Source organism: Luteolibacter yonseiensis (genome assembly GCF_016595465.1).
GTDB lineage: Bacteria > Verrucomicrobiota > Verrucomicrobiia > Verrucomicrobiales > Akkermansiaceae > Luteolibacter > Luteolibacter yonseiensis.
In genome coordinates, this window is sequence record NZ_JAENIK010000011.1 from 617,278 (window position 1) to 641,321 (window position 24,044).

Annotated in this window: 24 protein-coding genes and 1 pseudogene; 11 read left to right on the forward strand and 14 right to left on the reverse strand. The window is 60.4% G+C overall.

From position 1 onward, the window contains the following. From JIN84_RS12355 to JIN84_RS12365, 3 genes are all read right to left on the reverse strand, one after another. Positions 1-1,104: a TFIIB-type zinc ribbon-containing protein gene (locus tag JIN84_RS12355; RefSeq protein WP_200351347.1), complete on the reverse strand. Its 1,104-nt coding sequence runs from the start codon at positions 1,102-1,104 to the stop codon at positions 1-3. 9 nt (positions 1,105-1,113) lie between these two features. Then, positions 1,114-2,169: an SPFH and helix-turn-helix domain-containing protein gene (locus tag JIN84_RS12360; protein WP_200351348.1), complete on the reverse strand. Its 1,056-nt coding sequence runs from the start codon at positions 2,167-2,169 to the stop codon at positions 1,114-1,116. 72 nt (positions 2,170-2,241) lie between these two features. After that, entirely contained in the window at positions 2,242-2,607 is a 366-nt protein-coding gene (locus tag JIN84_RS12365) for a metallopeptidase family protein (RefSeq protein ID WP_200351349.1), read from the reverse strand. A gap of 78 nt (positions 2,608-2,685) precedes the next feature. Between JIN84_RS12365 and JIN84_RS12370 the strand changes: the two genes are divergently transcribed. Next, the gene (locus JIN84_RS12370) at positions 2,686-3,885 is read left to right on the forward strand and encodes a glycosyltransferase family 2 protein (protein WP_200351350.1); all 1,200 of its coding nucleotides are present in this window, start codon (positions 2,686-2,688) and stop codon (positions 3,883-3,885) included. A 51-nt stretch (positions 3,886-3,936) separates the two neighbouring features. Here JIN84_RS12370 and JIN84_RS12375 read toward each other — a convergent pair whose 3' ends face one another. The 7 genes from JIN84_RS12375 to JIN84_RS12405 all read right to left on the reverse strand — a co-directional run bounded on the left by JIN84_RS12375 (position 3,937) and on the right by JIN84_RS12405 (position 13,307). Further along, positions 3,937-5,391, reverse strand: coding sequence for a cytochrome P450 (locus tag JIN84_RS12375; RefSeq protein ID WP_200351351.1), 1,455 nt, complete (start codon positions 5,389-5,391; stop codon positions 3,937-3,939). 8 nt (positions 5,392-5,399) lie between these two features. Further along, entirely contained in the window at positions 5,400-6,563 is a 1,164-nt protein-coding gene (locus JIN84_RS12380; protein ID WP_200351352.1) for a hypothetical protein, read from the reverse strand. Between the two features lie 120 nt (positions 6,564-6,683). Continuing rightward, positions 6,684-8,882 (reverse strand): hypothetical protein, encoded by a 2,199-nt coding sequence (locus JIN84_RS12385; RefSeq protein ID WP_200351353.1) that lies wholly within the window; start codon positions 8,880-8,882, stop codon positions 6,684-6,686. A 41-nt stretch (positions 8,883-8,923) separates the two neighbouring features. Then, on the reverse strand, positions 8,924-10,903 hold the full coding sequence (locus JIN84_RS12390) for a vWA domain-containing protein (RefSeq protein WP_200351354.1): 1,980 nt from the start codon (positions 10,901-10,903) through the stop codon (positions 8,924-8,926). Positions 10,904-10,959: 56 nt separating this feature from the next. Further along, the gene (locus JIN84_RS12395) at positions 10,960-11,325 is read right to left on the reverse strand and encodes a four helix bundle protein (RefSeq protein ID WP_200351355.1); all 366 of its coding nucleotides are present in this window, start codon (positions 11,323-11,325) and stop codon (positions 10,960-10,962) included. A 43-nt stretch (positions 11,326-11,368) separates the two neighbouring features. Next, the gene (locus tag JIN84_RS12400; RefSeq protein WP_325099596.1) at positions 11,369-12,259 is read right to left on the reverse strand and encodes a DUF58 domain-containing protein; all 891 of its coding nucleotides are present in this window, start codon (positions 12,257-12,259) and stop codon (positions 11,369-11,371) included. A 25-nt stretch (positions 12,260-12,284) separates the two neighbouring features. Next, positions 12,285-13,307 (reverse strand): AAA family ATPase, encoded by a 1,023-nt coding sequence (locus tag JIN84_RS12405; protein ID WP_200351356.1) that lies wholly within the window; start codon positions 13,305-13,307, stop codon positions 12,285-12,287. A 255-nt stretch (positions 13,308-13,562) separates the two neighbouring features. On the opposite strand from JIN84_RS12405, the gene rpsM reads away from it, so the two are divergent. The 4 genes from rpsM (at position 13,563) to JIN84_RS12425 (ending at position 16,374) form a co-directional block, all read left to right on the forward strand. Beyond that, positions 13,563-13,931: a 30S ribosomal protein S13 gene (gene rpsM, locus JIN84_RS12410; RefSeq protein WP_200351357.1), complete on the forward strand. Its 369-nt coding sequence runs from the start codon at positions 13,563-13,565 to the stop codon at positions 13,929-13,931. A gap of 12 nt (positions 13,932-13,943) precedes the next feature. After that, entirely contained in the window at positions 13,944-14,492 is a 549-nt protein-coding gene (gene rpsK / locus JIN84_RS12415) for a 30S ribosomal protein S11 (protein WP_345714867.1), read from the forward strand. A gap of 24 nt (positions 14,493-14,516) precedes the next feature. Further along, positions 14,517-15,128: a 30S ribosomal protein S4 gene (gene rpsD / locus JIN84_RS12420; protein ID WP_200351358.1), complete on the forward strand. Its 612-nt coding sequence runs from the start codon at positions 14,517-14,519 to the stop codon at positions 15,126-15,128. A gap of 370 nt (positions 15,129-15,498) precedes the next feature. Continuing rightward, positions 15,499-16,374, forward strand: coding sequence for a phosphate ABC transporter substrate-binding protein (locus tag JIN84_RS12425; protein WP_200351359.1), 876 nt, complete (start codon positions 15,499-15,501; stop codon positions 16,372-16,374). Positions 16,375-16,505: 131 nt separating this feature from the next. Here JIN84_RS12425 and JIN84_RS12430 read toward each other — a convergent pair whose 3' ends face one another. Both JIN84_RS12430 and JIN84_RS12435 read right to left on the reverse strand, forming a co-directional pair. Beyond that, positions 16,506-17,450 (reverse strand): TIGR04222 domain-containing membrane protein, encoded by a 945-nt coding sequence (locus JIN84_RS12430; RefSeq protein ID WP_200351360.1) that lies wholly within the window; start codon positions 17,448-17,450, stop codon positions 16,506-16,508. Continuing rightward, a complete protein-coding gene (locus JIN84_RS12435; RefSeq protein ID WP_200351361.1) occupies positions 17,447-17,992 on the reverse strand; it encodes a glycine-rich domain-containing protein in 546 nt (181 codons plus the stop codon). Before JIN84_RS12435 ends, JIN84_RS12430 begins: the two co-directional genes overlap by 4 nt. 114 nt (positions 17,993-18,106) lie before the next feature. Here JIN84_RS12435 and JIN84_RS23485 point away from each other — a divergent pair. From JIN84_RS23485 to alr, 6 genes and pseudogenes are all read left to right on the forward strand, one after another. Continuing rightward, positions 18,107-18,367, forward strand: a pseudogene (locus JIN84_RS23485) (putative DNA modification/repair radical SAM protein); the annotation flags it as partial. A 54-nt stretch (positions 18,368-18,421) separates the two neighbouring features. Then, the gene (locus tag JIN84_RS12440; RefSeq protein ID WP_200351362.1) at positions 18,422-19,456 is read left to right on the forward strand and encodes an A/G-specific adenine glycosylase; all 1,035 of its coding nucleotides are present in this window, start codon (positions 18,422-18,424) and stop codon (positions 19,454-19,456) included. Positions 19,457-19,501: 45 nt separating this feature from the next. Then, a complete protein-coding gene (locus tag JIN84_RS12445) occupies positions 19,502-20,263 on the forward strand; it encodes a S1 family peptidase (protein ID WP_200351363.1) in 762 nt (253 codons plus the stop codon). Between the two features lie 16 nt (positions 20,264-20,279). Further along, on the forward strand, positions 20,280-20,729 hold the full coding sequence (locus JIN84_RS12450; protein ID WP_200351364.1) for a hypothetical protein: 450 nt from the start codon (positions 20,280-20,282) through the stop codon (positions 20,727-20,729). Between the two features lie 262 nt (positions 20,730-20,991). Continuing rightward, a complete protein-coding gene (locus JIN84_RS12455) occupies positions 20,992-21,687 on the forward strand; it encodes a type II secretion system protein (RefSeq protein WP_200351365.1) in 696 nt (231 codons plus the stop codon). A gap of 130 nt (positions 21,688-21,817) precedes the next feature. After that, positions 21,818-22,927 carry an alanine racemase gene (alr, locus tag JIN84_RS12460; RefSeq protein ID WP_325099597.1) on the forward strand — a complete coding sequence of 370 codons (1,110 nt, stop codon included), beginning with the start codon at positions 21,818-21,820 and terminating at the stop codon, positions 22,925-22,927. A gap of 66 nt (positions 22,928-22,993) precedes the next feature. Here the strand turns inward: alr and JIN84_RS12465 are convergent, their stop codons facing one another. Next, on the reverse strand, positions 22,994-23,473 hold the full coding sequence (locus JIN84_RS12465) for an RNA recognition motif domain-containing protein (RefSeq protein WP_200351366.1): 480 nt from the start codon (positions 23,471-23,473) through the stop codon (positions 22,994-22,996). Between the two features lie 248 nt (positions 23,474-23,721). Continuing rightward, positions 23,722-23,946, reverse strand: a complete 225-nt coding sequence (rpsU, locus tag JIN84_RS12470; protein ID WP_200351367.1) for a 30S ribosomal protein S21 — start codon at positions 23,944-23,946, stop codon at positions 23,722-23,724. Positions 23,947-24,044 lie beyond the last annotated feature (98 nt).

The following is a 24,044-nucleotide window of genomic DNA, read 5'->3' on the forward strand; positions in this document are numbered from 1 at the left end:
TCACCCTTGATTCAGCCCCACGATGATCAAAATCACGATCAGCGCCGCCAGAATCGCCAAGGTGATCTTCACCCAGCTCAGCGGATGCTCTCCCGCCATTTTTCCGGTGTAGCCGTTCGCCACGACCTGGAAGGATTTGCTGCCGTAGGTGTAGGTGGCGAGCCAGACGGGAACAAGGATGTGCTTGAAGGTGCGGCCTTGGTAACGGGAGGTGACCTGCAGATTCCGGTGGGTGTCTCCCGGCACGTCGCGTGAGCAGAGCTGGTGGATGGTGTCGTCCATCTGTTGCTTGCTGGTTTGGGATGCCTGGCGCAGATCGACCTGGTATCGCTCCACGGTCCAGCCTCGGACAAAGGCGGGTTCGTAGGGTTTCAGATCGCTGGTGGTGGGGAAGGGTTCCACCTTGCGCAGAAGCTGGGTATGGATGCCGACGGTTCCGGGGACCATGTCGTCATCGAAAAAATGAGCGAGCCGGCCTTCGCTATATTCCCAACGTGTTTTTTGAACCTGTCGGGTTTGGGTTTTGCCGTCGGAGTCGCGGTAGGTCTCCGTGACGTAATAATGATAGCCGGACTCGGCGGTCCACTCCGCATCCACGTGCGCGTCGAAGGTCCAGTAGGGGAGATAGATGCCGTGGAGGGTGTCGGTCAGGGCGGCGCTCTTCAGTTTGTTCGGCGCCCACCAGCGGCTGCGGTACCACGTGCGGAGGAGGTCGCGCACCTGGGTCGCGGGGATCACGACCGGCAGCAGGCTTTCGGGCGTGATGACATCGGTCATGCTGTCCACCGGCACGATGGCGGGGGAGCCGCAGAAGTCGCAACGCTGTGCGGCGCGGTCCGGATCGAAAATGCTGATCGCCCGGCAGCTTTCGCATTTGACGGATTTCTTCTCCGCCCGGAGCCCGCGATCCTGGATGCCGACGGATGCGAGGGCCTGCTCCAGGTCGTGCTCGACGATTCCCGCTCCGGTCGGCTCCACGCCGTCCGACCACGGCAGGACGGTGCCGCAGTAAGGACAGGCGAGAGCCTGCTTGGCTGGATTCCATTCCGCATCCCCGCCGCATTCCGGGCAGGGATGTTTCCGCAGTGCGCTGACTTCTGCCATGGCGAGGATTTACTCCGCGAGGAATGCGTCGAGCGCGGTGCGGGTGATGCGGTAGGCGGAACCGATTTTCTTTCCTTTCAGATCCCCGGCGTCGATCGACGCGATGACGTCCGCTTCGGACACGCCGAGAATTTCCGCCGCCTGTGCCGGGCTGAGGAGTTCGGGGATTCCCGTGCTGCCCGCGCCGGGCAGCGGTGGCGGGGTGGATTGCATGGATTTCATCATTTCCTGCGCCATGCCGAAGCCCATCGCCATCTGCCCTGCGGCGGCTGCGGGCGATCCTCCGCCGTCGGCACCACCCTTGGTCATGGACTCGGCCATCTGGAATTTCACGTAGTCATTGAGATTTCCGATGACTCCCATGCTCGACCGCTTGTCGATGGCGGCCTCCACCTCGGGAGGCACGGAGACATTCTCCACGATGAAACTGGTGATTTCGATGCCGTACTTCGAGATCACCTGCGGATTGATGATCGGCAGCAGCGCTTCGCCGAGTTCGGAATAACGGGAGGCCACGTCGAGAGCGGGCACTCCGGCCGAGGCGAGGGCGTCGCTGAACACGCTGACGATCCGCGAGCGCATGGTATCCGCGAATTCATCCAACCGGAAATGATGATCCGTCCCCGCGACCTCCCTGAGGAAAACGGGCGCATCGACGATCTTGAAATCAAAGGTCCCGAACGAGCGCAGGCGCACCACGCCGAAGTCCGCGTCCCGCATCATGATGGGGTTCGCGGTACCCCATTTGTTGCCGGTGAAAAGCCGGGTCGTGATGTAGTAGACGTCCGCCTTGAAGGGGGACTGGAAGCCGTATTTCCAGCCTTTCAACCGGGTGAGCACCGGGATGTTGTCCGTGACCAGCGAATGTTTTCCCGGCCCGAAACAATCCCCATACTGGCCGAGATAGACGAACTGGGCCGCCTGGCTTTCGCGGACGATGAGCTGCGCGCCGTTCTTGATCGCCTTGTCCTCGTCCGGAAAACGCCACGACAGGGTGTCGCGCGAGTCGTCGTTGAATTCGATGATTTCCAGCAGTTCGCCCTTGATGAATCCGAGAATGTCCATGGTCGTTGAATTGAAATATTGACCTATGGATTACACCTCATCCCGGAGGATAGAAAGTGGAAACCGCACGGCTTATTCCAAACCGCGCGCCGCGACCTCATCCTCGTCCCAGCCGAGGTAGTGGCCGAGCTCGTGGAGGAAGGTGGTGCCTACCTCGTCCCGATAGTCCTGCTCGTCCTCGCCCACCCATTCCCACAGGTTGGTGAGGAAAAGACGGATGCTCGGGATTTCCGCCGAATCGTTTTCGTCCATCGCGGACGGGCCTTCGAAGAGTCCGAGTTCGTCGCCCTCCAGCTCCTCGTCATAGGTGCCGCGTCCGGGTTTTTCCTCCATGGAGATGGTGACCTTGTTCGCGGCTTCCTGAATGTCCGCAGGCAGGATTTTCACCAGGGATTTCAGTTCCTCGTCCGCCCACAGGCTCAGTGTTTCAAAGTTCATGGGGATGGCTTACCCGCTTCGTGCCCGTGATACAAGGATCTTGCAAATGTCCCGCGCCGCCGCCAGAAAGCGCGACGGATGAGCGTTGCTGGAAATGTCGCCCTGGAGTTGCTGACCTCGTGTTGGGTGCTGCAATCCGCCGCCGCGCTGGTGAAGACCCGGAAGGCGGCGCGCTTGTTTGGCGAGCACCGGCGCTGGCTGGATGGCAAGGTGAAGCCTTATGAGAAACGCCGTGTCGCGCTGGTGATCGCGGTGAAGGGTGTTTCGGAAAATTTCGAACGTTTCATGGATTTCGCACTCGGACAGGACTACCCCGACTACCGGGTGATCTTCGTCACCGAATCGGAGAACGATCCCGCGCACCCTGCGATCCGCGCGCGGATGGAAGGCTCCGGCCGTGCGACGCTCATCGTGGCGGGTGCCGCCGCAAACACGGGACAGAAAGTCCATAACCAGCTCGCCGCTTTCAGGGCATTGGAAAATGCCGACCGCATCGTCGCGTTCGCGGATGGTGATCTTTTCGGTCGCAAGGACTGGCTTTCATGTCTTGTGCTGCCGCTGAACATGGCCCAGGCGGATTGCTCCACCGGCTACCGTTGGTTTGTCCCGGCGGATCAATCCATGCCGAACAGGGTGGTGACGCTCATCGGCACCGCCATCGAGCCGCTCATCGGCCCGAACTGGCGGATGTGTCTGTGGGGGGGCTCCATGGCGGTGACACGCGAGATTTTCGAAGAATTGGAGATCCCGAAGAATCTCGAAGGCAGCATCAATGACGATGCGCGCATCAGCCAGTTGGCGAGGCGTGCGGGAAAGCGCATGCGCTACGTGCGCTCGGTGGCCGCGCCATCTCCGGTGGACTTCGACTGGGCCGCGTTGTTTGAATTCGGACGCCGCCAGTATTTCCAACTGCGTATCTATCAGCCGCTGCTGTGGTGGATGGCGCTGATGATCCCGCTGCTTTTCCTGGCGAGTTTCTCCACCTGCCTGGTGCGGCTGGGCATGGGCGAACTCCACATGCTGGTCTTCATCGGCGTGGCGGTTTTGTTGAATCTGAAAAGGACGGAAGTCCGGCGTGGTTACTTGAAATACCGCTTCGACCAGGGAGAGGCGGCGCCATTGGATGAAGCTGTCAAAGGAAGCTGGTGGTTGGATCCGCTGATCAATGTCGTCCACCTGCTCATCATCCTCAGCTCCGCCTGCGGGCGGCAGATCGTCTGGGCCGGTATCCGCTACCGGGTGACCGCCCCACAGAAGACGGAAATTCTCCGCAGGTAGTCCGAGGCCTGCGGGCGGCCTTTGGTGCGGCGCGGAGACAAGCTGTTTGCCTCAATGAAACGGGCACTTGGCGGGGGCCGCGGCCGCTTCAGCCGGCTCGTCGGGGATCGTCTGTTCGTGCTTCACCTGCGGTCGTTTCCAGACGCGGAGTGAGATCCCATCCAGCGAGCGGATCGTCAGGCGGGATGTCGGCTCCGGCTCCGGACCGGGGGCGGGTTCGAAGCGATAACGTCTCGTCAGGGTCGCCAGAATGAGCATGGCCTCCTGCATGGCGAATGCCGCGCCGATGCAGATGCGCGGTCCCTGGCCGAAGGGAATGTAGGCGCAGGGCGGTTGGTCGAGCCCGCCTTCGAAGCGGTCGGGATCGAACTCGTTCGGCCTCTCCCACAGATCGCGATGACGGTGGACCAGCCATGGAGAGATCACGATGGGCGAGCCATCCGGCAGATCCTTCTTCTGCAGCTTCTGTCCTCCCGTCGCCTTGCGGAACGTGAGGAACCCGACCGGCGGATAGATCCGCATGGTCTCCCGGAAGACATTCCGGATCTGGCGGTGGCGGGGGATGTCCTTGAACTCCGGTTGGCGGTCGCCGAGAAGCTGGCAGGTTTCCACATGCAGCTTTTCCTGGATCTCCGGGCACTTGGAGAGGAGGAACAACGACCAGGAGAGCGCGCTGGCCGATGTTTCGTGACCGGCCAGGAAAAGCATCGCCACCTGGTCCACCAGTTCCTCCAGCGTGTAAACCGAGCCATCCACCGGATCGCTTGTTTCGAGCAGCGACTGCAGGATGTCCTTGTGCCCCGCATTCTCGCCGCGCTGGTGCGCTTCGTAACGCTTGCGGATCGGCACGGCGAGAAGCTCGCGGATTTCCTTTCCCGTGCTTTTCCAGACCATGTAGTGCCTTGGTGCGAGCCACAGCGGCAGGCGGAAGAAGCTGAGCTGGATCATCACCACCGCCTTTTCCTGGAACAGGTTGAAGGCGTTGAAAATCTTCCTCGCTCCCTCGCCTTCGAGAGATTCCGACAGGATGGTGCGGAGGATGATGTCCGCGGTGACGTGGGTCATCTCGATCTCGATATCGGCGATGTCGCCGTCCTTCACGGCGTCGAGCCGGGCGACCATGGCATCCGCGCCACCGGTCATGAGGGTGAAGACTTCCTTGAGCTTCGCCTGGCCGAAGGCAGGGTCGAGCATGCGGCGCTGGCGTTCCCAGACCGGGCCGTTCGTGGTGAAGATGCTTTCGCCGAGAAGCGGCTTGAGGGCGGTTTCGGAAAGTTCGTGTTTCGGAAAATGGTCGAATTTGTCGACCAGCACCTCCTTGATGAGGTCGGGGAATTTCACGAGAAAAAGCTGCACGCCCGGGAGCCGCACGCGTGACATCCTGCCGGAGTAGCTGCCTTCATAGAGTGTCGCGAGCCACGAGCGGCGGCCGCGCTTGAAGAGATTCCAGAGGGATCGCCGCGAGGATTGGTCCAGTGGTTCCGGATAGGGAGGGGTGTAGGCCATGGAAATTTTTACTCAGGAAATCGTTCGGCCAGGCTCCGCGGCCCGGCGGTGATCGCGAAGAAGTCGTAGTCCGTCAGGATCTGTCCGGCCATGATATATTGGAAATGAATGCGGAAAATATCCTTTTTGATCACATCGTAAACCTCGGGAGGAAACATTTTCACAATGCGTGCGGGGAACTGTTGGGGGCGCACCGGCACACCAGTAGGCCGGGAAATACCGGAGACTTTCAGCGGGTCCACCTGGGTCACGCTCGCACCATCCCGCTTGGCGGAGAAATCCACCCACCGCACACCCGGGGCGGTGGCGACGGTCCTGAGGTCGGTGCGGAGTTGCTTGGAGCCATGCAACAGGCTGACGAGAGGCAGACAGTTTCCGAGGGAGACGAGCCCGAAGGCCTGCTCTTTCGTACCGAGTTCGGGTTCGAGCTTCAGCAGCTCCGCCACCAGGGGAATGGTGAGGATCGTCCCCACGCTGTGTCCGACAAGCAACACCTCGTCCGCGTCGCTCGCACGGATTTTCCCGACCATGTCTTTGGCGAATTCGCGGATGCGTTCGTCGAGTTCCGGGATTTTGCCATAGGCCCACGGCTGCATGGCCCCGTAAACCCGTAGCAGCCAGAAGCTGCGGAACCGGTCGTCCAGCCAGCGTCCCAAGAAAATGGTTCCCAGGAGAATGCCCGCTGCCGGAGGGATTCCGATCCACCAGGGCCATCCCAGCAGGTTTGGCAGAACTCCCGCCGCCACCGCGGACAGCAGCCCGACGATCAGCAATCCGAGGAAGGCGATGATGGGATAGGAGACCGTCAGCGCGGACGCCCAGGCGATCTTCAGCAGCCTGCCGACGAGGTTCGATTTCAAGAACACCCAGTAGGTCGGAATGGCGGACTTGAGGAGCTGCCATTCGTTCTTCGGCCAACGGTTGCGGATGATGTCGTCCCAGCGGAGGAATTCGTAATCCGTGACCGTCTCTCCACCGTTCGAAGTGATGGTCCAGGCGTTCGCGAGTTTTCCCGAGCGGCGGCGCTTTCCGACATCCAGTTCCAGCCCGTTGAGCGGTGTGTGGAGTTTCGCCTGTTCGTCGTAGAGCGCGTGGTAGTGTGCGGGGCCGCGGGGGTCGAAACCGCTGAAATAGAAAACAAGCCGCTTCCTCACTCCCCCGGCAGCAGGCATGCGGGGCGGGAGCTTGGTGGATGGCGTATCGCTTGGTTTCAGGCTCGCGCAGGCTGTTCCGGGCGGCCCGTCAGGGCAAGTCTCTTAAAACGGGGGGCGGGGAATTTCCCTGCCAGCCGGTCAGAACGCCCCATTCAATTTCCTGCCCACCCAGAAGACACCCAGCAGAGCGACGAGCGCCAGAACGGTTCCCCAGTGTGACCACAGGGGAATCCGGTTTTCCAGCGGGCGGGGTTCCGGCAGCGCGGTGATTTCCTTGATGAGTTCCGCGAGCTGGTCCGGCTGGATGATGCGGCCCTTCGAGACCTTCGCCATTTCCTCCAAGACTTCCGGCCGGGAGGGTTGGCCGATTTTTTCAACTTCGGTGCCCTGGGCGAGGATGGTGGTTTCGAGCGGCTTGTCCTCGGCTCCGCTGGTGGTGGCGCGGAGTTTCCATGCCCCGGGGACATCGACCTTGAATCGCCCGCTGTAGGCTCCCCACGCGGTCTCGTTCTTCTGAAGCTCGATGCGCTGGCTGCGGCCGTCCGGGGAGGTGAGATCGACGGCGACCGTGCCTTCCTTGAGTGGGGCGCCGTTGGGGTCGAAGGCGTTCGCATTGAGGGTGACGGTGGAGCCGGGCTCCGGACGCTCGGGATTGAAAAACAGGCGGACGCGTTGTCCCGCCGCCATGTTCCGTTGATAGGACATCCAGCGCGCGACCTGGCCCCAGAAGCGGTAGTGGTAGAGGTCCTCCACTCCACGCCGCCAGCGCCAGGCGGAGTCGATTCCCATGAAGAGCACCTTGCCGCTGCCCGCGGGCTTGGTGACGAGCAGCGGAACAGGACCGAATTTCCCCCTGCGGTTTCCATGCACCGCGAGGACCTCCGCTCCGCCCTTGGCTTTGACCACGGCGGCATTCCAGAAAAATCCGGGAAGCCGTCGCCAGATCTCGGGGTTTTCCTCCTCGCTGTTGCCCAGCATGGTGAGCAGTGATGCGCGGCCTTCCGTGGTCAGGGTGAGGGGCGAGGCGATGCCTTCGGAGATGCCCTGCCTGTCGGCTTCATCAAGGATGACGGGCAGGAGATCGGACAGATCCGTGTCCAACAGAGAGAATTGGTTGCCTTGAGATCCGGGCATGAAAATGAGGCCGGACGCCTGGTTTTCCACGAGACCACGGATAAGGGAGCATTGCTCCGGGGTGATCTGCCCGGTGCCGACATCACCCAGGAAGATGACGTCGTATTTCGCCAGTTCTTCGATCTTGGCGGGGAATTCCTTGAGGTAGTCCTTGCCCTCGCCCATGCCGAGCGAGGGGTGGAACAGCAGGCAGGAAAGCTCTACTCCAGGGTCACGCTCGAGAGCGTTGCGGAGGAAGCGGTATTCCCAGCGGGGGAGTGTCTCGATCAGCAGGACACGGATCTTTTCCGGCTTGCCGGAGATGGTGAACTTCCGCGTGTTGTTCGCCGCGATGAGTTCTCCATCGGTCACGGGGATGGAGAGTTCGAGGGTGGAGGAGCCATCCTTCTCCAAGCGCCAGAGGATGGAGTCATAGGTTTCGGAATTCGGCGGAATGACGATGTCCTTGGTCCGCTCCTTGCCCGTTTCATCCCGCAGGCGCACGATGGTGCGCACCTGCCGGTCCAGCGACGAACGGATGGTGAAGGGGATCTGCACGTTTTCCCCGACGATGCCGTAGGTCGGGGCTGTGACCGAGAGGAGATCGATGTCCGGCAGACGGACCTTGCTGCCGACGGGAATGGGGAAGATGGGCACGCCCCGGAGGCGGAGCTTTTGCGCGGCGGCGACCGGTGGCTGGCCCAGGTTGTAGTCTCCGTCGCTCAGCATGACCACGGCGCGGAGATTGGTTTGTTTCGCGAGAAGGTCGGAGAGGGGGGCTTCCAGATCGGTGCCTGAGGATGCGGAAGCTTCGGCGGGTGGTGAGGAAAACGAAGAGGTGGTGATTTCATTCGCGCCGTTCGCCTGGAGCGGTTTCCAGAGTTCGGAGTCGAGGGCTTTTTTCACCCACTCCGCCCGGGAAACGACTCCGGCCGCTTCGGACAAGACCGGAGGCAGCGCTGCATCCACCGTGGTCATGGACTTGGAATCATCCCACAGGATCGCGATCTGCGGCTTCGTGTCCGGATTCAGGACCGTACGCCATTCCGGTTGCCAGAGGAGGACGACCACGACCGCGGCGATGAGGAGGCGAAGTCCTTCCAACGCGGCGGTGCGTCCGGGATGCGGGCTGCGCTTCCATGAAAGCACGCAGAGAACCGCCACCGCGACCAGCGCGATGATGCCGGTCCAGAGGGTGTGGGGTGTTGGGGATAGGTGAAGCAAATGAAGGGATGGAACTTATAGGTCTGGACCTAACGGGTTATTCAGGGGATGGCTTTTTTCGGAACCACCTGCGGATGTGATTTTTTCGGAAGGCAGAGGATGGCTTCGGCAATGAGAAAAAGCAGCACCGCGATGAGGAATCCACGCCAGACGTCGCGCGAGAGGGATGGATCGCTGGATTGTCCTGCTTGATCCAGGAGCGTGTGGTTGGTACCTTCGAGAGCGTGGTCCAGCTGTTCGGTGGTCAGGATTTCGGGTTGGTCTTCCTGGCCGGGGCGGTTGATGGCCAGAAGTCTTTCTCCGAGTCGGAAAATGCCGGTTTCGTAGGCGGCGTTCGCCGGATCCCGGGTGCCGTAGTCATCAATGCGGGTACGGGTTTCACCGGGAAGTGGCTGCGCGGCCTCCGAGCCGACGGTGGCCAGGTAGGAGGCGTCGAAGCGGTCGGCGCTGGCGGCGATGACTCGCTGGACTGCTGGTAGAAGAACATCCGCATCCCCGAGATTCGACCAGGTATAATCCGGCAGCGAGCCGACGAACCATGCTGTGCCGCGGTCGACGATCCGGCGGGCGATGAAGGGCTCTCCATCTTCCCAGCGGGCGAGGGAGGTGGCGTCGCCCAGCGGAATCTGGCGGCGGATGGCCTTGAGCCGTTCGCTGGGTATGGGCGTACCATCGATGCTGTCGCGAAGCGGTCCGTCGCTGTGGTTCCAGTCTTTCAGGATGAAATATTTCCCAGCGGCTGCTTCGGCGGGCGGAGACCATTTCATTTCAAAGAGAGCCGTGTCCGAGGAGGCCGCGGGCGGGAAAAAAATGACGTGGCCGCCGTTTGTCAGAAAACGGCTGATGGTTTCGAAGCTGCTGCCGGTGGGCAATGGCGCGGCCCAGAGAATGGTGGCGAGGCTGCTGGTGTTGAGCGCGCCCGCGTTGGCAGGGTCGACGCGTTCCACCGTGTGATTGCCAAATCCGGGAGGTGCCGCCGCGAGGCTGAGATAGTCGGCCGCCTCGCCGGCGGGAGCGACGATCACGGACCGGATGGGCCTGTCCGGGCCGTAGGCGTAGAACGCGGAATTGTCGCGTGGGTTTCCATCTGCGGGAATGGACAACCAACCGGAACCTGAGGTGCTGTTGGCTGGCAGTGTGATGAGTTTCTGAAAGCGCAGGGACTGGCCTGCCAGTGTCAGGTTCTCGGTGGTGCGGGTGCCGTTGAGCTGGGTGGTGAGGGGAAGAGTCGCATTGCCACGGGATTCGGCGGCCCGCAGGATTTCGAGATCGAGAAGGAGTTCGTTACCGGTGCGGCGTGAAGCCAGAAGTCTTATCGAGGTGTTTGACGATGTCGGACCTGTAAGCGACAGCACCCGGACGGCGGGCTTTTGTGGCAATGCCGCCAACGCCGCGCGGGCGGCACCCCAGCGGTCGTCATCCGGCCGCCAGTTCGATGCTTGCAGGTCGGACGCAAGCCAGATTTCCGTGCTTCCCGGCGTGTCTGCCAGAAATTCCGCCGCGCGGGTGAGCAGGTTGGGAAAATCCGCCGCGCTGTCGGTGGGGGCGGTGGAGGATAGTTCCGCCAGGCTTTCGGGAGAGGGGATTTCCTGAGGTTTCCCACCCGCGCTGTCGATGAGGACAAGGCGGGCTGCCCCGAGGCTCTTCATGGCGTCGCGGACTTTTTCGATGATGATCTGTCGGCGTGAGTCGAGACCGTCGCCGGGCCTGATTTCCATGGAGGCGGAGCGGTCCAGCAGCAGGACGACGGTATCGATGGAGCCGCCGCCCCAACCGATGAGGCCGGAAATGACGGGGCGCGCCGCGGCGAAGGCGAGCGCGGCGACGGCCAGCGCGCGGCAGGTGAGAATCAGGATGTGACGCAGCTTTTTCTTTCCCCGGGACTCGCGGGTGGCCTTGAGCAGGAACTGCATCGCCGCCCATTGGATGGTCTTGTGCCGGCGGCGGTTCAGCAGGTGGATCGCAATGGGAACCGCCGCAGCCAGCAGGAACCAGAGGAGGAATGGATTGAGGAAAAGCACTAGGGGTGAAGCATTAAATCTTAAGTATTAAATTCTAAACGGATGAATGTGCATCGCTAGTTTTGCGATTTGCGGAGTATGGTCGCGAGGATGCGTGCGAGTTCGTCCGATTCTTTGTAGAGCGTGCGGAGGGATTGTTTGAGAGACTCTTGATCCGAGGTTTCGCCAAGCAGGCGCAGCCAGAGGCGGCATTCACTGGCTTCCTTTTTTGAAAGGCGGATCCGAAACAAGAAGTCGGATTTGGAGACCGCGTTGTTTGCTTCAATGTAATTTGCCGCGACCGAACCGGACGAACGGAGCAATTGATCAACATCAGTCCATTGTTCCCGAGACCATTTCGTTCCTCCAACGCAACGCCGGATGTCGAGAGCGAATTTGAAAGTCCGCTCCTCCAGGTCATAGACTGCCGCGCCGTCTTCCATTTCTTCGTTTAGAATTTAATACTTAAGATTTAATGCTTCACCCCTAGTGCTTCGATTTCGGTAATCTCGCTGTCAGGAAATCCCGCAACAGCGGTTCCAGCGGTGTATCGGTGGTGACGAGCTGGTAGTCCGCTGCGGCGTCGTGGCATTTCGCGCGGACCGCGGTGAGGAAATCGCGCAGGGCTGCCTTATATTCGTCGGCGATGAGGTTCGGCTCGGCGACCAGGGCGGTGCCGTCCTCCAGATCGACGAAGCGGTGGGGGCGGTCGAATTCGAAGCCGATCTCGAGCGGATCCATCAGGTGGAAGACCGAAATGTCGTGTTTCCGGTAACGGAGGTGCTGGAGTGCGTCGCTGAGGGCGGCGGTGTCGGCGAAGAGGTCTGACAGGATGACCACGAACGCCCGCTGGCCGATTTTTTCGGCGATGGTGTGCAGCGCCTCGATCAAGCCGGTTTCGCCGGACGGCTGGACTTTTCCCAGAGTGGTGAAAAACCGCTCCAGGTGGGCCGCCCGGCGGCTGGGCGGGACTTCGAGGTGGAGCTTGTCCGTGCAGATGGAGAGGCCGGCGGCATCCCCTTGGTTGACCAGCAGATAGGCGAGCGATGCGGCGATGCGGCGGGCGTATTGGATTTTCGGCTCTCCACCGCCGGTGAAATTCATGGAGCCGGAGGCATCCACAACGAAGTAGGCGCGGAGATTCGTATCCGCTTCGAATTCCTTGATGTAAAACCGGTCCGAACGGGCGAACGCCTTCCAATCGAGCCTCCGGGTGTCGTCACCGGGGACGTATTTCCTGTACTCCGCGAATTCGACGGATGAGCCCCGATGGGGCGAGCGGTGCTTGCCCGCGACATTTCCCATCATCGGCACACGCGACTCGATGGGCAGCGAGCCGAGGCGCGAGAGCAGGGTGTTGTCGATGAAGGAGTGCACGGGAGAAAGGCTCGGTTATTGATTCTCAGTCCTCCCGCATCTCCTTGATGAGACGCTCGATGATCTTCTTGGAAGTCATCCCCTGTGATTCCGCCGAGAAATTCGTGATCACGCGGTGGTTGAGCACGGCGGGGGCGATGGCTTCCAGGTCTTCGAGGGAGGCCATGTAGCTGCCCCGCAGGGCCGCGCGGGACTTCGCCCCCAAGATCAAATACTGCACGGCGCGCGGACCGGCTCCCCAGCCGACGGTGTCCTTGATCCATTGCGGGGATTCCGGCTCGCCGGGGCGGGTCTTGCGGACGATGCGGACGGCATAATCGAAAAGGTGCTCCGGCACGGGCACGCGGCGGACGAGCTGCTGGAAGGCGATGACCTTGTCTCCGTCGAGCAGGTGGCTGAGAGCCTGGCGGGCGGTGCCGGTCGTCGCACGGGCGATTTCCTTCTCCTCCGCGGCGGTCGGGTAGCCGACCTCGATGAGGAACATGAACCGGTCGAGCTGGGCTTCCGGCAGCGGGTAGGTGCCTTCCTGCTCGATGGGGTTCTGCGTCGCGAGGACGAAAAACGGCGGCGGCAGCGGGTAGGTTTTGCCGAGGACGGTGACCTTGTTCTCCTGCATGGCCTCCAGCATGGCGGACTGGGTTTTCGCCGGGGCGCGGTTGATCTCGTCCGCGAGCACGATGTTCGCGAAAACCGGTCCCTTGATGAACTCGAACTCCCGTTTCCCGCCGACACCGGATTCCTGGATGATGTCGGTGCCGGTGATGTCCGCCGGCATCAGGTCCGGCGTGAACTGGATCCGGTTGAAGGACAGGTCGAAAGTCTGCGCGACGGAGGAGACCAGCAAGGTCTTCGCCAGACCGGGAACTCCCATCAGCAAGGCGTGGCCGCGGGCGAAAAGGCTGATCGCCAGTTTTTCGATGACGTCGTCCTGGCCGATGATCGCCTTGGCCAGTTCCGCGCGGAAGGATTGGTAGACTTTTCCGAGTTCATCGATGGCTGCGACATCATCGGGTGGAAGCTGGTAGCCGGGGTCTTGAGTGAATTCCATGAGTGCTCGGTAGGTGCCATCGAAACTAAGACCCGTCCCTGCTTTGTCCAGTAGGGAAGTCCCTCCGGAGCGGTGGAATCCTTATCTGGCGCGGATTTCGGCGGCTCCGGCGGCGGGTTGGTCAAATCCGCACCCGATTCGAGAAAATTTCCATTTCCGGCTTGCCAGCACCCCGCCGTCTGCTAAACCACCCGCCCCGCGAGCTGTCGGAGCGATCCGGCCGCACCTTCGTGGTCACGCGAAATCACGCACATTATGGCACGTATCCTAGGCATTGAAATCCCCAATGAGAAGCGCATCGAAGCTTCTCTGCCCTACATGTTTGGCATCGGTCGCCCGACGGCGGCGAAGATCCTCGAACACGCAGGGATCGACCCAAACATCCGCACCGGCCAACTCAGCGAGGACCAACTCGTTCGTATCGCCCAGGTGATCCAGGCAGAAAACATCATTGTCGAGGGTGACCTCCGCCGTGAGCGTCAAGCACAACTCAAGCGTCTCACCTCCATCAACTGCTACCGTGGCATCCGTCACAAGCGCGGTTTGCCGGTCCGTGGCCAACGCACCCGCACCAACGCCCGCACCCGCAAGGGCAAGAAGAAGACCGTGGGCGTCAAGAAGTAATCTTTCGTAATCATGTCTGAAGAAACCACACCAAATTCCGTCGCGGAAGCGGCGGTTGAGCCCGTAGCAGCTCCAGCACCCGCCACCACTCCCGCTCCAGCTCCTGAAGCGGCCGCTTTTGAAGCGCCGAAGAAAGAAGTGAAGCGCGACATCTTCGCCGAAATCGGCGGCGGTGAAGAGGAAATCAAGATTCACAAGGCCAAAGGCTCCAAGAATGTCACCCGCGGAATCGTCCACGTGACCGCGACTTTCAACAACACCCTCGTCAGCGTCACGGATGCGAGTGGCAACGCCATCGGTTGGTCCAGCGCCGGCAAGATGGGTTTCAAGGGTTCACGGAAGAGCACCGCTTACGCCGCCCAGGTGGTTTCGCAAGATGCCTGCCGCCAAGCCATGGGACACGGTCTCAAGGAAGTCGATGTCCGCGTCAAGGGTCCCGGTTCCGGCCGTGAGTCCGCCGTGCGTGCCGTGCAAGGTCTCGGTCTTGAAATCCTCTCGATCCGCGACGTGACACCGATTCCTCACAACGGTTGCCGCCCTAAGAAAGCCCGCCGCGTTTAATCCAACCTTTCCAGAAAATTTACCATGGCTCGTTATACAGGACCACGCGCAAAGATCAGCCGCCGTTTCGGTGTCTCCCTCTTTGGCCCTTCCAAAGCATTTGAACGCCGCAACTTCCCACCCGGCCAGCACGGTGTCCGTGCCGGTCGTAAGAAGAAAAGCGAATACTCCGTCGCTCTCGGCGAAAAGCAGAAGCTTCGTTTCCAATACGGTGTGCTCGAAAAGCAATTCCGTGGCTACTACGAAGAAGCAGCCCGCCGCCGCGGCGTCACCGGTGTCATCCTTCTCCAGCTTCTCGAGCTGCGCCTCGACAACGTGGTCTACCGCGCTGGTTTCGGCAACACCCGCCAGGCGGCACGCCAGATCGTCAACCACGGCCACATCCTCGTGAACGGCCGCACCGTTGACATCGCCAGCTTCCAGGTGAAGCCCGGCGACGTGATCAAGGTCGGAGGCAAGCCTTCCTCGCAACAACTCGTGATCCGCATGACCGACCTCACCCAGGCATCGCCCGGCGTCGATTGGTTGGACACGAACAAGGACAAGCTGGAAGCCACCGTTTCCCGCGTCCCGGACCGCGCCGACATCGACCCGCTCGTCAACGAGCAGCTCATCGTCGAACTTTACTCCCGCTAATAACGGCGTCAGCCGAAAATTGGTTTTCACAAGACGTCCGGACGCAAGTCCGGGCGTTTTTGTTTTTGGATGGGGAAATGTCATTGACGTCTTCACTTGATCCAACTGCCGGGCCATCGCCGGGTGATATCGCTCTGTCAAGGCCTCACATCTCCGATGGCTGTTTGTCTTTTCCCTCAATCAGAAATCATTGGGCTAGGGTGAAACGGATTTTATTGTCAAATTTCCTCAGATTGGCGACGGTTCATGGGACGAATCGTGCTGGTCTCTAAAAATTAATTTCACACCATGCGCCTGAATGGAATCAATCCCATTTCATTCCTTGTGATGCTGGCAGGTGTATTGCTATCCGGATGTAATTATCACACCGATGTTTCGACAGATCCCACGAATTTTACTGTTAGATCAATCACGAAAGACGGTCCTTATGCTCGCCAAATTGATGCTCATCTTTCCGCTGATGACGTTCGCACTGTCCGCAGCCGAGCCTGCTCAGGATCTGATCCGCTTCAAAGGGGCCGACACCTTGGGTGCAAAACTGGTGCCGGAACTTGGCGGGGTATACAAGACGAAGCACGGCGGAGCGAAATTCGAAGTTGCAGGGGAAGGATCCGATACGGCATTCAAGGCCCTGTTGGACGGCACTGCCGATATCGGGATGTCCTCGCGGGAGATCAAGCAGGAAGAAGCGGAACTGTTCGAGGAGCGGAAGATCCAACTGCACAAACACCTCGCGGCATATGATTGTCTGGTGATTTTGGTGCACGCGAACAATCCGGTGAACAACCTCACGGCGAAACAAATCGAAGGCCTCTTCACTGGCGATATTACGAACTGGAGGGACGTGGGCGGTATGGATGCCCCGGTTTTGCTACGCACGCGCAATACGGCGTCCGGAAGTTATAAGGAATTCAGCAGAATCGCCATGAATGGTCGTCCCTATGCGAAAGGATCCATCAAGCTCCAAGGCAGCGAGACTCCGGTGCAGGGATTGGTACGGGATGTGAACGCGATCACCTACGCCGGCCTCTCCTATGCCAAAGCCCAAGGCATCAAAACGATTTCCATCAATGGCATCGCGCCACCATTGGATAGGGCAAATGACTATCCGTATATCCGCCCCTGCTATTATTTCATCCGCTCCGATGCTTCGCCAGCCACCAAGGCATTCATGGAATGGGCGACGCAGTCGGCGGAAGCGAAAGCAATTGTCCGTAAGATTGGATTTCTTGCGGCGAAATCATGACAATATCCCAGACAAACTGTCATGGTGGTCATTCTCGATTCGCTTCCGTCGCAGTTGCAGATTCCGTTGTTCGACCTCGCGCTTTCGTTGTGGGGATTCCCTACACTTGGATGAGCGGGCAAAGGTGGCGGTCAATCGCCGCCGCCGCAACCGCCGCAGCCACCTCCCCCGCAACCGCCTCCTCCTCCGCTGGAACAACCGCTCGAGCATCCTCCGGACGATGTTCCGGCTCCGGGATGGCCAAGTTGGGCGAGATCTTTCTGGAAGGAAAAATCGCTTTCGGGGAACAAAGCGGCATAACCCGCCAGCGCGGCCGGACCGAGCAACGCCACCCCCATGCTCATGGCCACGGCATCGGCCGCCGTTCCCTGTGCTGGGGAATAATTTTGCCGCAGCGACTCCAAAGTCCGCTCGCCGGTCGGGGTGAGGCGTTTTTGGTTGGACGCCACGATCAAGGTGACAAGCAGCGTGAGGAACTCCGCCACCAGCAGGAACGTGACCGGTTTCTCCCGGGACAGGCCGATGAAAATCTTCACCACGCCAATCAGCATCAGCCCCACCAGCGGTAGAACGACGGAGAAGCCGAGCCCCCTCTGTTCGGAAATGGTCGGCCTCAGGCCCATGGCGGCCAGCCTCGACTCGATCCCGCGCAACTGCGGCGTCACCAATGAGGTCACCGAGGTCAGAGGCAGGCCTGTGTCACGATGGGAAACAGCGCCTTGATAGAGCGCGCCTTCGATCCCGTTCATTGGCTGCTTGTTTCCGCCGGTCACCAATCCGGCGGTACGGAACGCCCCACCTTTGCGCCAGTCGAGCGTTCCGTTTTGCATCAACCGGGACACCGCGAGCTGGCCGCAACGGCTGGCACCGCCTGCTAGGAATGCGATTTCATAAGGATCGGTGAGCGCGACGGGGTGCCCGCCCCTGGCGTCGAAGGAACGCATCGACCGGTTTTTCCGGACCAGCGACCACACCAGTGCGATCACGAACGAGACCGCGTAGAATCCGAGAAACTCGGGTCCCCGCCAATTGAGCACCGGGATCTCCGCAAGCGTGTGGGTAATGTTTGTCATCATTTGGAAAAGAGAGTTCGTGTGATTTTCCGCAGCCAGGTCGGCCGGCGGAGGAGCCAATATTCCTGTGGATCGATCCATCGGCCGCCGCCAGCATGCCGCGCCCGGTCCTCTGGAGACGGCCAGACCCCAGGATCCGGCTCGTCGCCGAAAATCCGGCGGTAGCTTTCAAGCGTCCGGCGGTACCAGTCGTCGAATTTCGCGCTTTCCTCCGTACCGCCGATCGTTGGCGAGTGATGGATATCCCGACCGAGCACCCCGCGGCAGAAGTCGTTCCAGTAGCTCTTCGTGTAAACCAGATGGAGGTGCCAGGCCTGGTCCACGGCCTCGGACGGTGTCACCGGATGGCCCGCCGCCACGGCCAGCGCTATGAAGCGCTTGTATTCCATCACCACCCGGCCGGCGTAAGCGAGGGTCCATCCGTTTTCCTTCGCCAGCCGGGCGGTGAAAGGAAACTGGGCCTGCGGATCGTCGACCTGGAATGCCGCAACCCGCAGCAACCAAGCGGAAAACTCATTGCTGTTATTCAAATCCGCGTGCTTCATAGCAACTTGGCCTTGGGTCCTCCAGTGGAATTTAAGCCCGTAATTCAACCGCAATCCGATGGCGGAAATTCCGGTGGCTTTTGCGGGAGATGTGGTCACTGTTCATGTGAGCTGATGGAGAAGCACTCCAAACTTGCCATCCACGCGGACGCCGCCAAATCCGACGCGTCCTGCGTCTGCTCGGGGGCGGTGAAGGCGGAATTCCCTCGTTCGCAAGGGCGTCGGCTCCACCAGCGGCGTGGGTATTTGCCATGGCTACGCGCCAAACGGTCGCTGCATTTCCTTGTTCAAGGTCCTTCTACAAATCTGTTTATTTGTGACCGCTACAACTGTATCAACCGTCGCTCCAGCAATGTCCGCCGCGCGGCTCACACCGTCGCCTCAAATTTTGTTTTGAATGCCGCGCATCATGGTTGAGTCTTCGCCCGGATGCTGAAACCACCATGGAAGAAGGATGCTCTAAAGGTGCGCGTGGCGTTCCGGGAGGCGTTGGAGGGGTGGTTTTCGGAAAACGGACGGGATTATCCGTGGCGGCGGACGCGGGAGCCTTATGAGATTTTGATCTCGGAGGTAATGCTCCAGCAGACGCAGATCGCGACGGTGCTGGGCAGGGGATTCTACACGCGGTTTCTGGAGGTTTTCCCCGATGTGCATTCGCTCGCGGTGGCGGAGGATGAGCGGTTGCTGAAGGCGTGGGAAGGACTCGGGTATTACCGGCGGGTGAGGATGCTGCGGGAAACGGCGCGCGCGGTCATCACCGAGCATGGCGGGGAGTTTCCACAGGAGTTGGAAAAGCTCATGAAGCTGCCGGGGGTGGGGCGTTACACCGCGGGGGCGTTGCGTGGGTTCGCGTTCGATCTGCCGTCGGCGGTGGTGGATGGGAATGTCTCGCGGGTCCTGTCACGGGTGATGGATTTTTCTGATGAGGTGGACAGTCCGGCGGGAATGAAACAGATGTGGGAGTGGGCGGAAATCCTGGCCGACCCGGAGCATCCCCGGATTTACAACTCCGCATTGATGGAGCTGGGCCAGCGGATTTGCCGGCCGGGCGTGCCGGATTGCCTGAGCTGCCCGGTGGCGGAATTCTGCAAAACGCGCGAGCCGGAAACGTTGCCCGTGAAAAAACAGAAAACCACGGTGACGGCGGTGGATGAACACGCGCTGTGGCTGCGGGACCGGAAGGGAAGGGTGCTGTTGCACCGGGAAGGCGGGAAGCGGCGCGAAGGGTTGTGGAAGCTGCCCACACGGGAGGCCGGTGAAATTTCATCCCTGCCGGTGCTGGATGTGAGCACCTACACCATCACGCGCTATCGGGTGACGCTGCGGGCTCATGACGGTGCGAAGCTTGCGAAAGATTTCCCACCCGGGCCGGATGAAGTGTGGGTGGAGGCGGAGAACGTGATGTCGCTGGCGATGCCGTCGCCCTTCCGGCGGGTGATCGGGCGATTGTTGGAGGAAAGTTGAAAACAGATGTGACGTATGGAGGCGGGTATGATTAGGTCTTCGCGGATGGATAAATTTTTCAGGATGGCGGGGGTGCTGCTGGCAGGATTGCTGGCGCAGGCCTGCTCGGTTTCTCCGCCTCCCGATACGGTGGCTCCCAACAGAACCACCCGGCAGATGGTCATGGAGCGGGTCAGCGCGGTGGTGGTGACGGACCAGGGCAGCCTGGACCGGTGGGTGAACCGGAATTTCTCGACCTCGCAGGCTCCGGGTGATGCGGATGGCGGATCTGCCGCGCCCATCACCCCGGACGGTTATTTTCTCACCGCCGACCATGTTCTGGCCCACATGGCGGACCGGAATGTCTTCATCATCTACGGCCAGGGCGGCCGTCTGGCCCCGGCCAGGGCACGGGTTGTGTGGCGGTCGGAGCATGATGATCTCGCCCTGCTGCACATCCCGGTGAAGACGCCTTACTTTTACGAATGGACGCAGCCGGACAAATGGCTTCCGGAAGGCACCCGTGTCATGCACGGCGGCATTGCGACGGGATTCAGCTCGGGCGACGGCAAGCTGGGCACGACGCTGGCTCCACAAGGCGGACTGACGCGGAACCGCCGGTTCAAGATCGATATCCCGCTGCAACCCGGAGACAGCGGAGGTCCGGTCGTGGATGCCTATGGGCGGCTGGTCGGCATCAACTCTGCTGTGGAATTCCTGGTGCCGATGGAAACCGCCTTTTTCATTGATTCGGAAGGAAACCGGCCCAACACGCGCTCCATCGAATCCCTGATCCGGCAAGATCGTTTGCGAAATGGCGAAGGCTGATCTTAAGTAGAGTGAAATGGTGACGAGTCTCTCCCACATCACGCGGTCGTTGCAAATCCTGGGCTTGGCGACCACCGGAGCCATGACGATTTCCTGCGGGCTGGTGAATGACGCGCTGGTGGAAAATGGAATGTCAGCCGCCGCGAATGACCAGATCATGCTTGTGAGGAAGCAGCCGGAATCGTTCGGGTATCAACGGTTGGACATGCAGTCCCGGGTGTTTCCCGACCTTGGATTCTTTGTGACCAAGAAAGGATTGCCGGACTTCATGGCCGAGACCCACAACCGCGAGCGGCACTACTTCATCCTGTATTACCTGGCGGACCGCGAGGCATTCGCCTGCCGCAGCCGGGTGGGCCAGCGGGGAGCGATGGAATTCGCCGGACCGTATCCGATCACGAAAGGGGAATACCGGCTGCTCAGTGATTTTCGGAAGGATCCGAGCCGGCAATTGGCCAGATTGTGAGTGACTTGTGTCAAATTACCTCTACGGCGATTCGTGTTAGGGTGCCGGAGTGAGATCGTCATCTTACCCAAGAGGTCATCTTACCCAAGAGGTGCGAAACGGGGCGCGATTTTCGCTGCTTTGAAAATCCACCAACTTCCTGCTTGCTAAGGAATTGGGCGGCGATACTTTTGTCCATTCTCTTCGATCCACATCGTCGGGAATATATAAATCCGGGGCGATTTGCCCCAATCGCATAAGACCAAATAAACAATATAAACCTATGAAAACCAATCACAGAATGCGTCGTGGTTTCACCCTGGTGGAACTTCTCGTCGTCATCGTCATCATCGCGGCGCTTGCCGGTCTCACCGCTCCCATGGTCATCCGCCAACGTAAGAAGGCCGACCAAACGGAAGCCGTCAACAACGCCCGCCAGATCGGACTCGCACTTTTCGAGTTCGAGACGGAATACGGCAACTTCCCTGACGACGATACCGCCAAGGTCGTCGCCGAGAACACCGAGAGCACCGCTTCCAGCGGCCCGGACGCGAACTCCAAGTTCCGTCAGTTGATCCGCGCGGGCATCGCCCAATCGGAAACGATGTTCTACGCGAAGACGGTTTACACCAAGAAGCCTGACAACAACTTCAACGATGATTCGAAAGCACTCGAAAACGGTGAAGTCGGCTTCTCCATCATGATGAAATCCGACGGCAAAGGCCTGAGCGCCGCCGGCAACCCATCCCGTCCGATCTGCGCGACTCCGTTCACCCAAGCTCTTGCCGGTGAATTCGACTACGACATGTACGACGGCAAGGCGGTTGTGCTGAAGCTCGACAACAGCGTTACCTCCCTGAACATCATCAAGTCCAGCGGTGCGGTCAAAATGAACGGCAAGAATCTCACCCAAGACGGTGAGGACACCGTTTGGGGTGCTCAGAACTCCGTGCAATGGGCTTATCCGAAGTCCAAGTAATTCCTGATTGCTGACCAATCAGTCCTGCCGGGAGGCCCACCGTGGCCTCCCGGTTTTTTTGTGCCTCCACGGCCGGACATAATCGCCCGCGGCTCTTGCCTCCGGAAGGGGAACGGCTAGCTTCGTGGGCGTGAACGAAATCTTTCCAGTGTCTCCGCCGCGCGCATGGGCGGAGATCGACCTTGGTGCCCTGAGGAGAAACCTGTCCGTCGCCCGTGAAGCCATCGGCGGAGCACAGATGGCGGTGGTGAAGGCGGGTGCCTATGGGCACGGTTTGGAGGAAATCGCGAGAGCTCTGGCGACCGAGGACATCGCGTTTTTCGGAGTTGCGAATGTGGGGGAGGCCCGCCGCATCCGGAATGCGGGGGTGGATACCCGGATTTACCTGCTTGGAGCGACATGGGCGGAAGAGCGCGAGGAAATCGTCGCCCGGGAGTGGACTCCGTGCATATCCTCAATCGAGGAGGCCGGGCAGTTCAACCGCCTTGCCGCCGCACGGGGCATAAGGCTGAAAGTCCATCTTGCGGTGGACACCGGTATGGGACGCGGAGGCTTTGTGGCGGAGAATCTCCCCGAAACGCTGGCATTGCTGGAGCGACTGGAACATTTGGAAATCGAAGGACTCGGCTCGCATCTGCCATCCGCCGATGAGGACCGTGATTTCACCCTGCGGCAGTTTGAGGAGTTTCACGCCATTCTCGCCAGCCTGGGTGGTGCGTCGCGGTTCAAGTGGGTCCATCTTGCGAACAGCGCCGGTTTGCTCGGCTATTCGGCCGGCGATTGCAATCTTTCCAGGCCGGGCCTGATGCTTTATGGAATCTCCCCGCTGGATGGTTTTCAGGCCAGGCTGTCCACCGTGATGACCCTCAAGTCCCGGGTCACGCTGGTGCGGACATTGCCCGCAGGTCACGGGGTTTCATACGGGCGCCAGTTCGTCACCAGGCGCGAAACCCGGGTGGCCACCATCGGCATCGGCTATGGCGACGGCTACCCCCGTCATGTTTCGGGAAAAGGGGCGGATGTGTGGATCCGTGGCCGCCGCCTGCCCATCCTCGGCCGGGTCACCATGGACCAGATGATGGTGGACGTCACGGATGCCGGCGATGTTTGTGAAGGGGATGAGGTGGAAATTTTCGGGCCGAATATTCCGGTGACGGAGATCGCGGCGAAGGGGGAAACCATCGTATGGGAGATTTTCACCGGGATCACTCCCCGGGTGATGCGGTGCTACCTGGATTGAAACGAAACACCCGGTTTCCTCTGAAGAAAACCGGGTGCTTTTAAAAGTTATGATGAAAACGGAGGATCAATCCCAACCGCCGCCGCCGCCACCTTTGTAGCCGCCGCCGCCCTTGTAGCCGCCGTCGCCTTTGTAGCCACCGCCGCCACGACGATCTCCGCCGTAACCGCCGCCGCCACCACCACGGCGCTCACCGCCGTAGCCACCGCCGCCACCACCGTAGCCGCCGCCACCACCACCGCGGCGCTCGCCGCCGTAGCCACCACCACCGCCGCCACCGGAGCGGAAGCCGCCGGGCTTGGATTCTTTCGGCTCGGAGGCATTCACGCGGAGTGCGCGGCCTTGATAGTCGTAACCGTTGAGTGCTTCGATAGAAGCGTTCAGTTGGCTCTGGTCGCCGAGGGTGACGAAAGCAAACCCCTTGGATCTGCCAGTCTCACGGTCGGTGATGATTTTAACCCGTTCGACAGGTCCATAAGCGGCGAAGAGGCCTGAAACGTCTTCTTCAGTAGCGGAGTAGGGCAGGTTGCCCACGTAGATGTCCATTTTTGTCTGTTCTTAATACGCCATCACATTCAACACTTCCTGAGACCATGGCGTAAGAGACCAGACGAAGCGCGCCCCTCTGCGAATTTGCAGAATGGACGTCATGCCTTTACCTGCCGGAACGAGGGTTGGCAAGAAATGATTTTTTGCGGATTTTCCGCGGATGCCCGGCCCGTTCGCATCCGGGCATAAAAAAACGGATGCCGCAGGGCATCCGTTTTTTCCCGATTTTTGCGGAACCTGGAAAATTATTCAGCTGTTTCAGCGGTGGCTGCCGGTGCGTTCGAGTAGCGCCAACGGATCTTGTTGCGCTTGGATGCGGAACGAAGCTTGCGTTGCTTGCGCTCGGTCGGCGTCTCAAATGCGCGGCGGCGGCGCATTTCTTCGAGGATGCCCTCGGTATCAAGCTTGGTCTTGAGGCGTTTCAGAGCACGGTCAACGGGCTCGCCTTTTTTCATGATCACTCCACGCATGCGATGATATTTGGTTGGTTGGTTTGGTTCCGCAGTTTCTTCGGGGCGCGGTAGATGCGGGATGCGCCGCGTTTTGTCAACACAGAACCCGGCGGTTT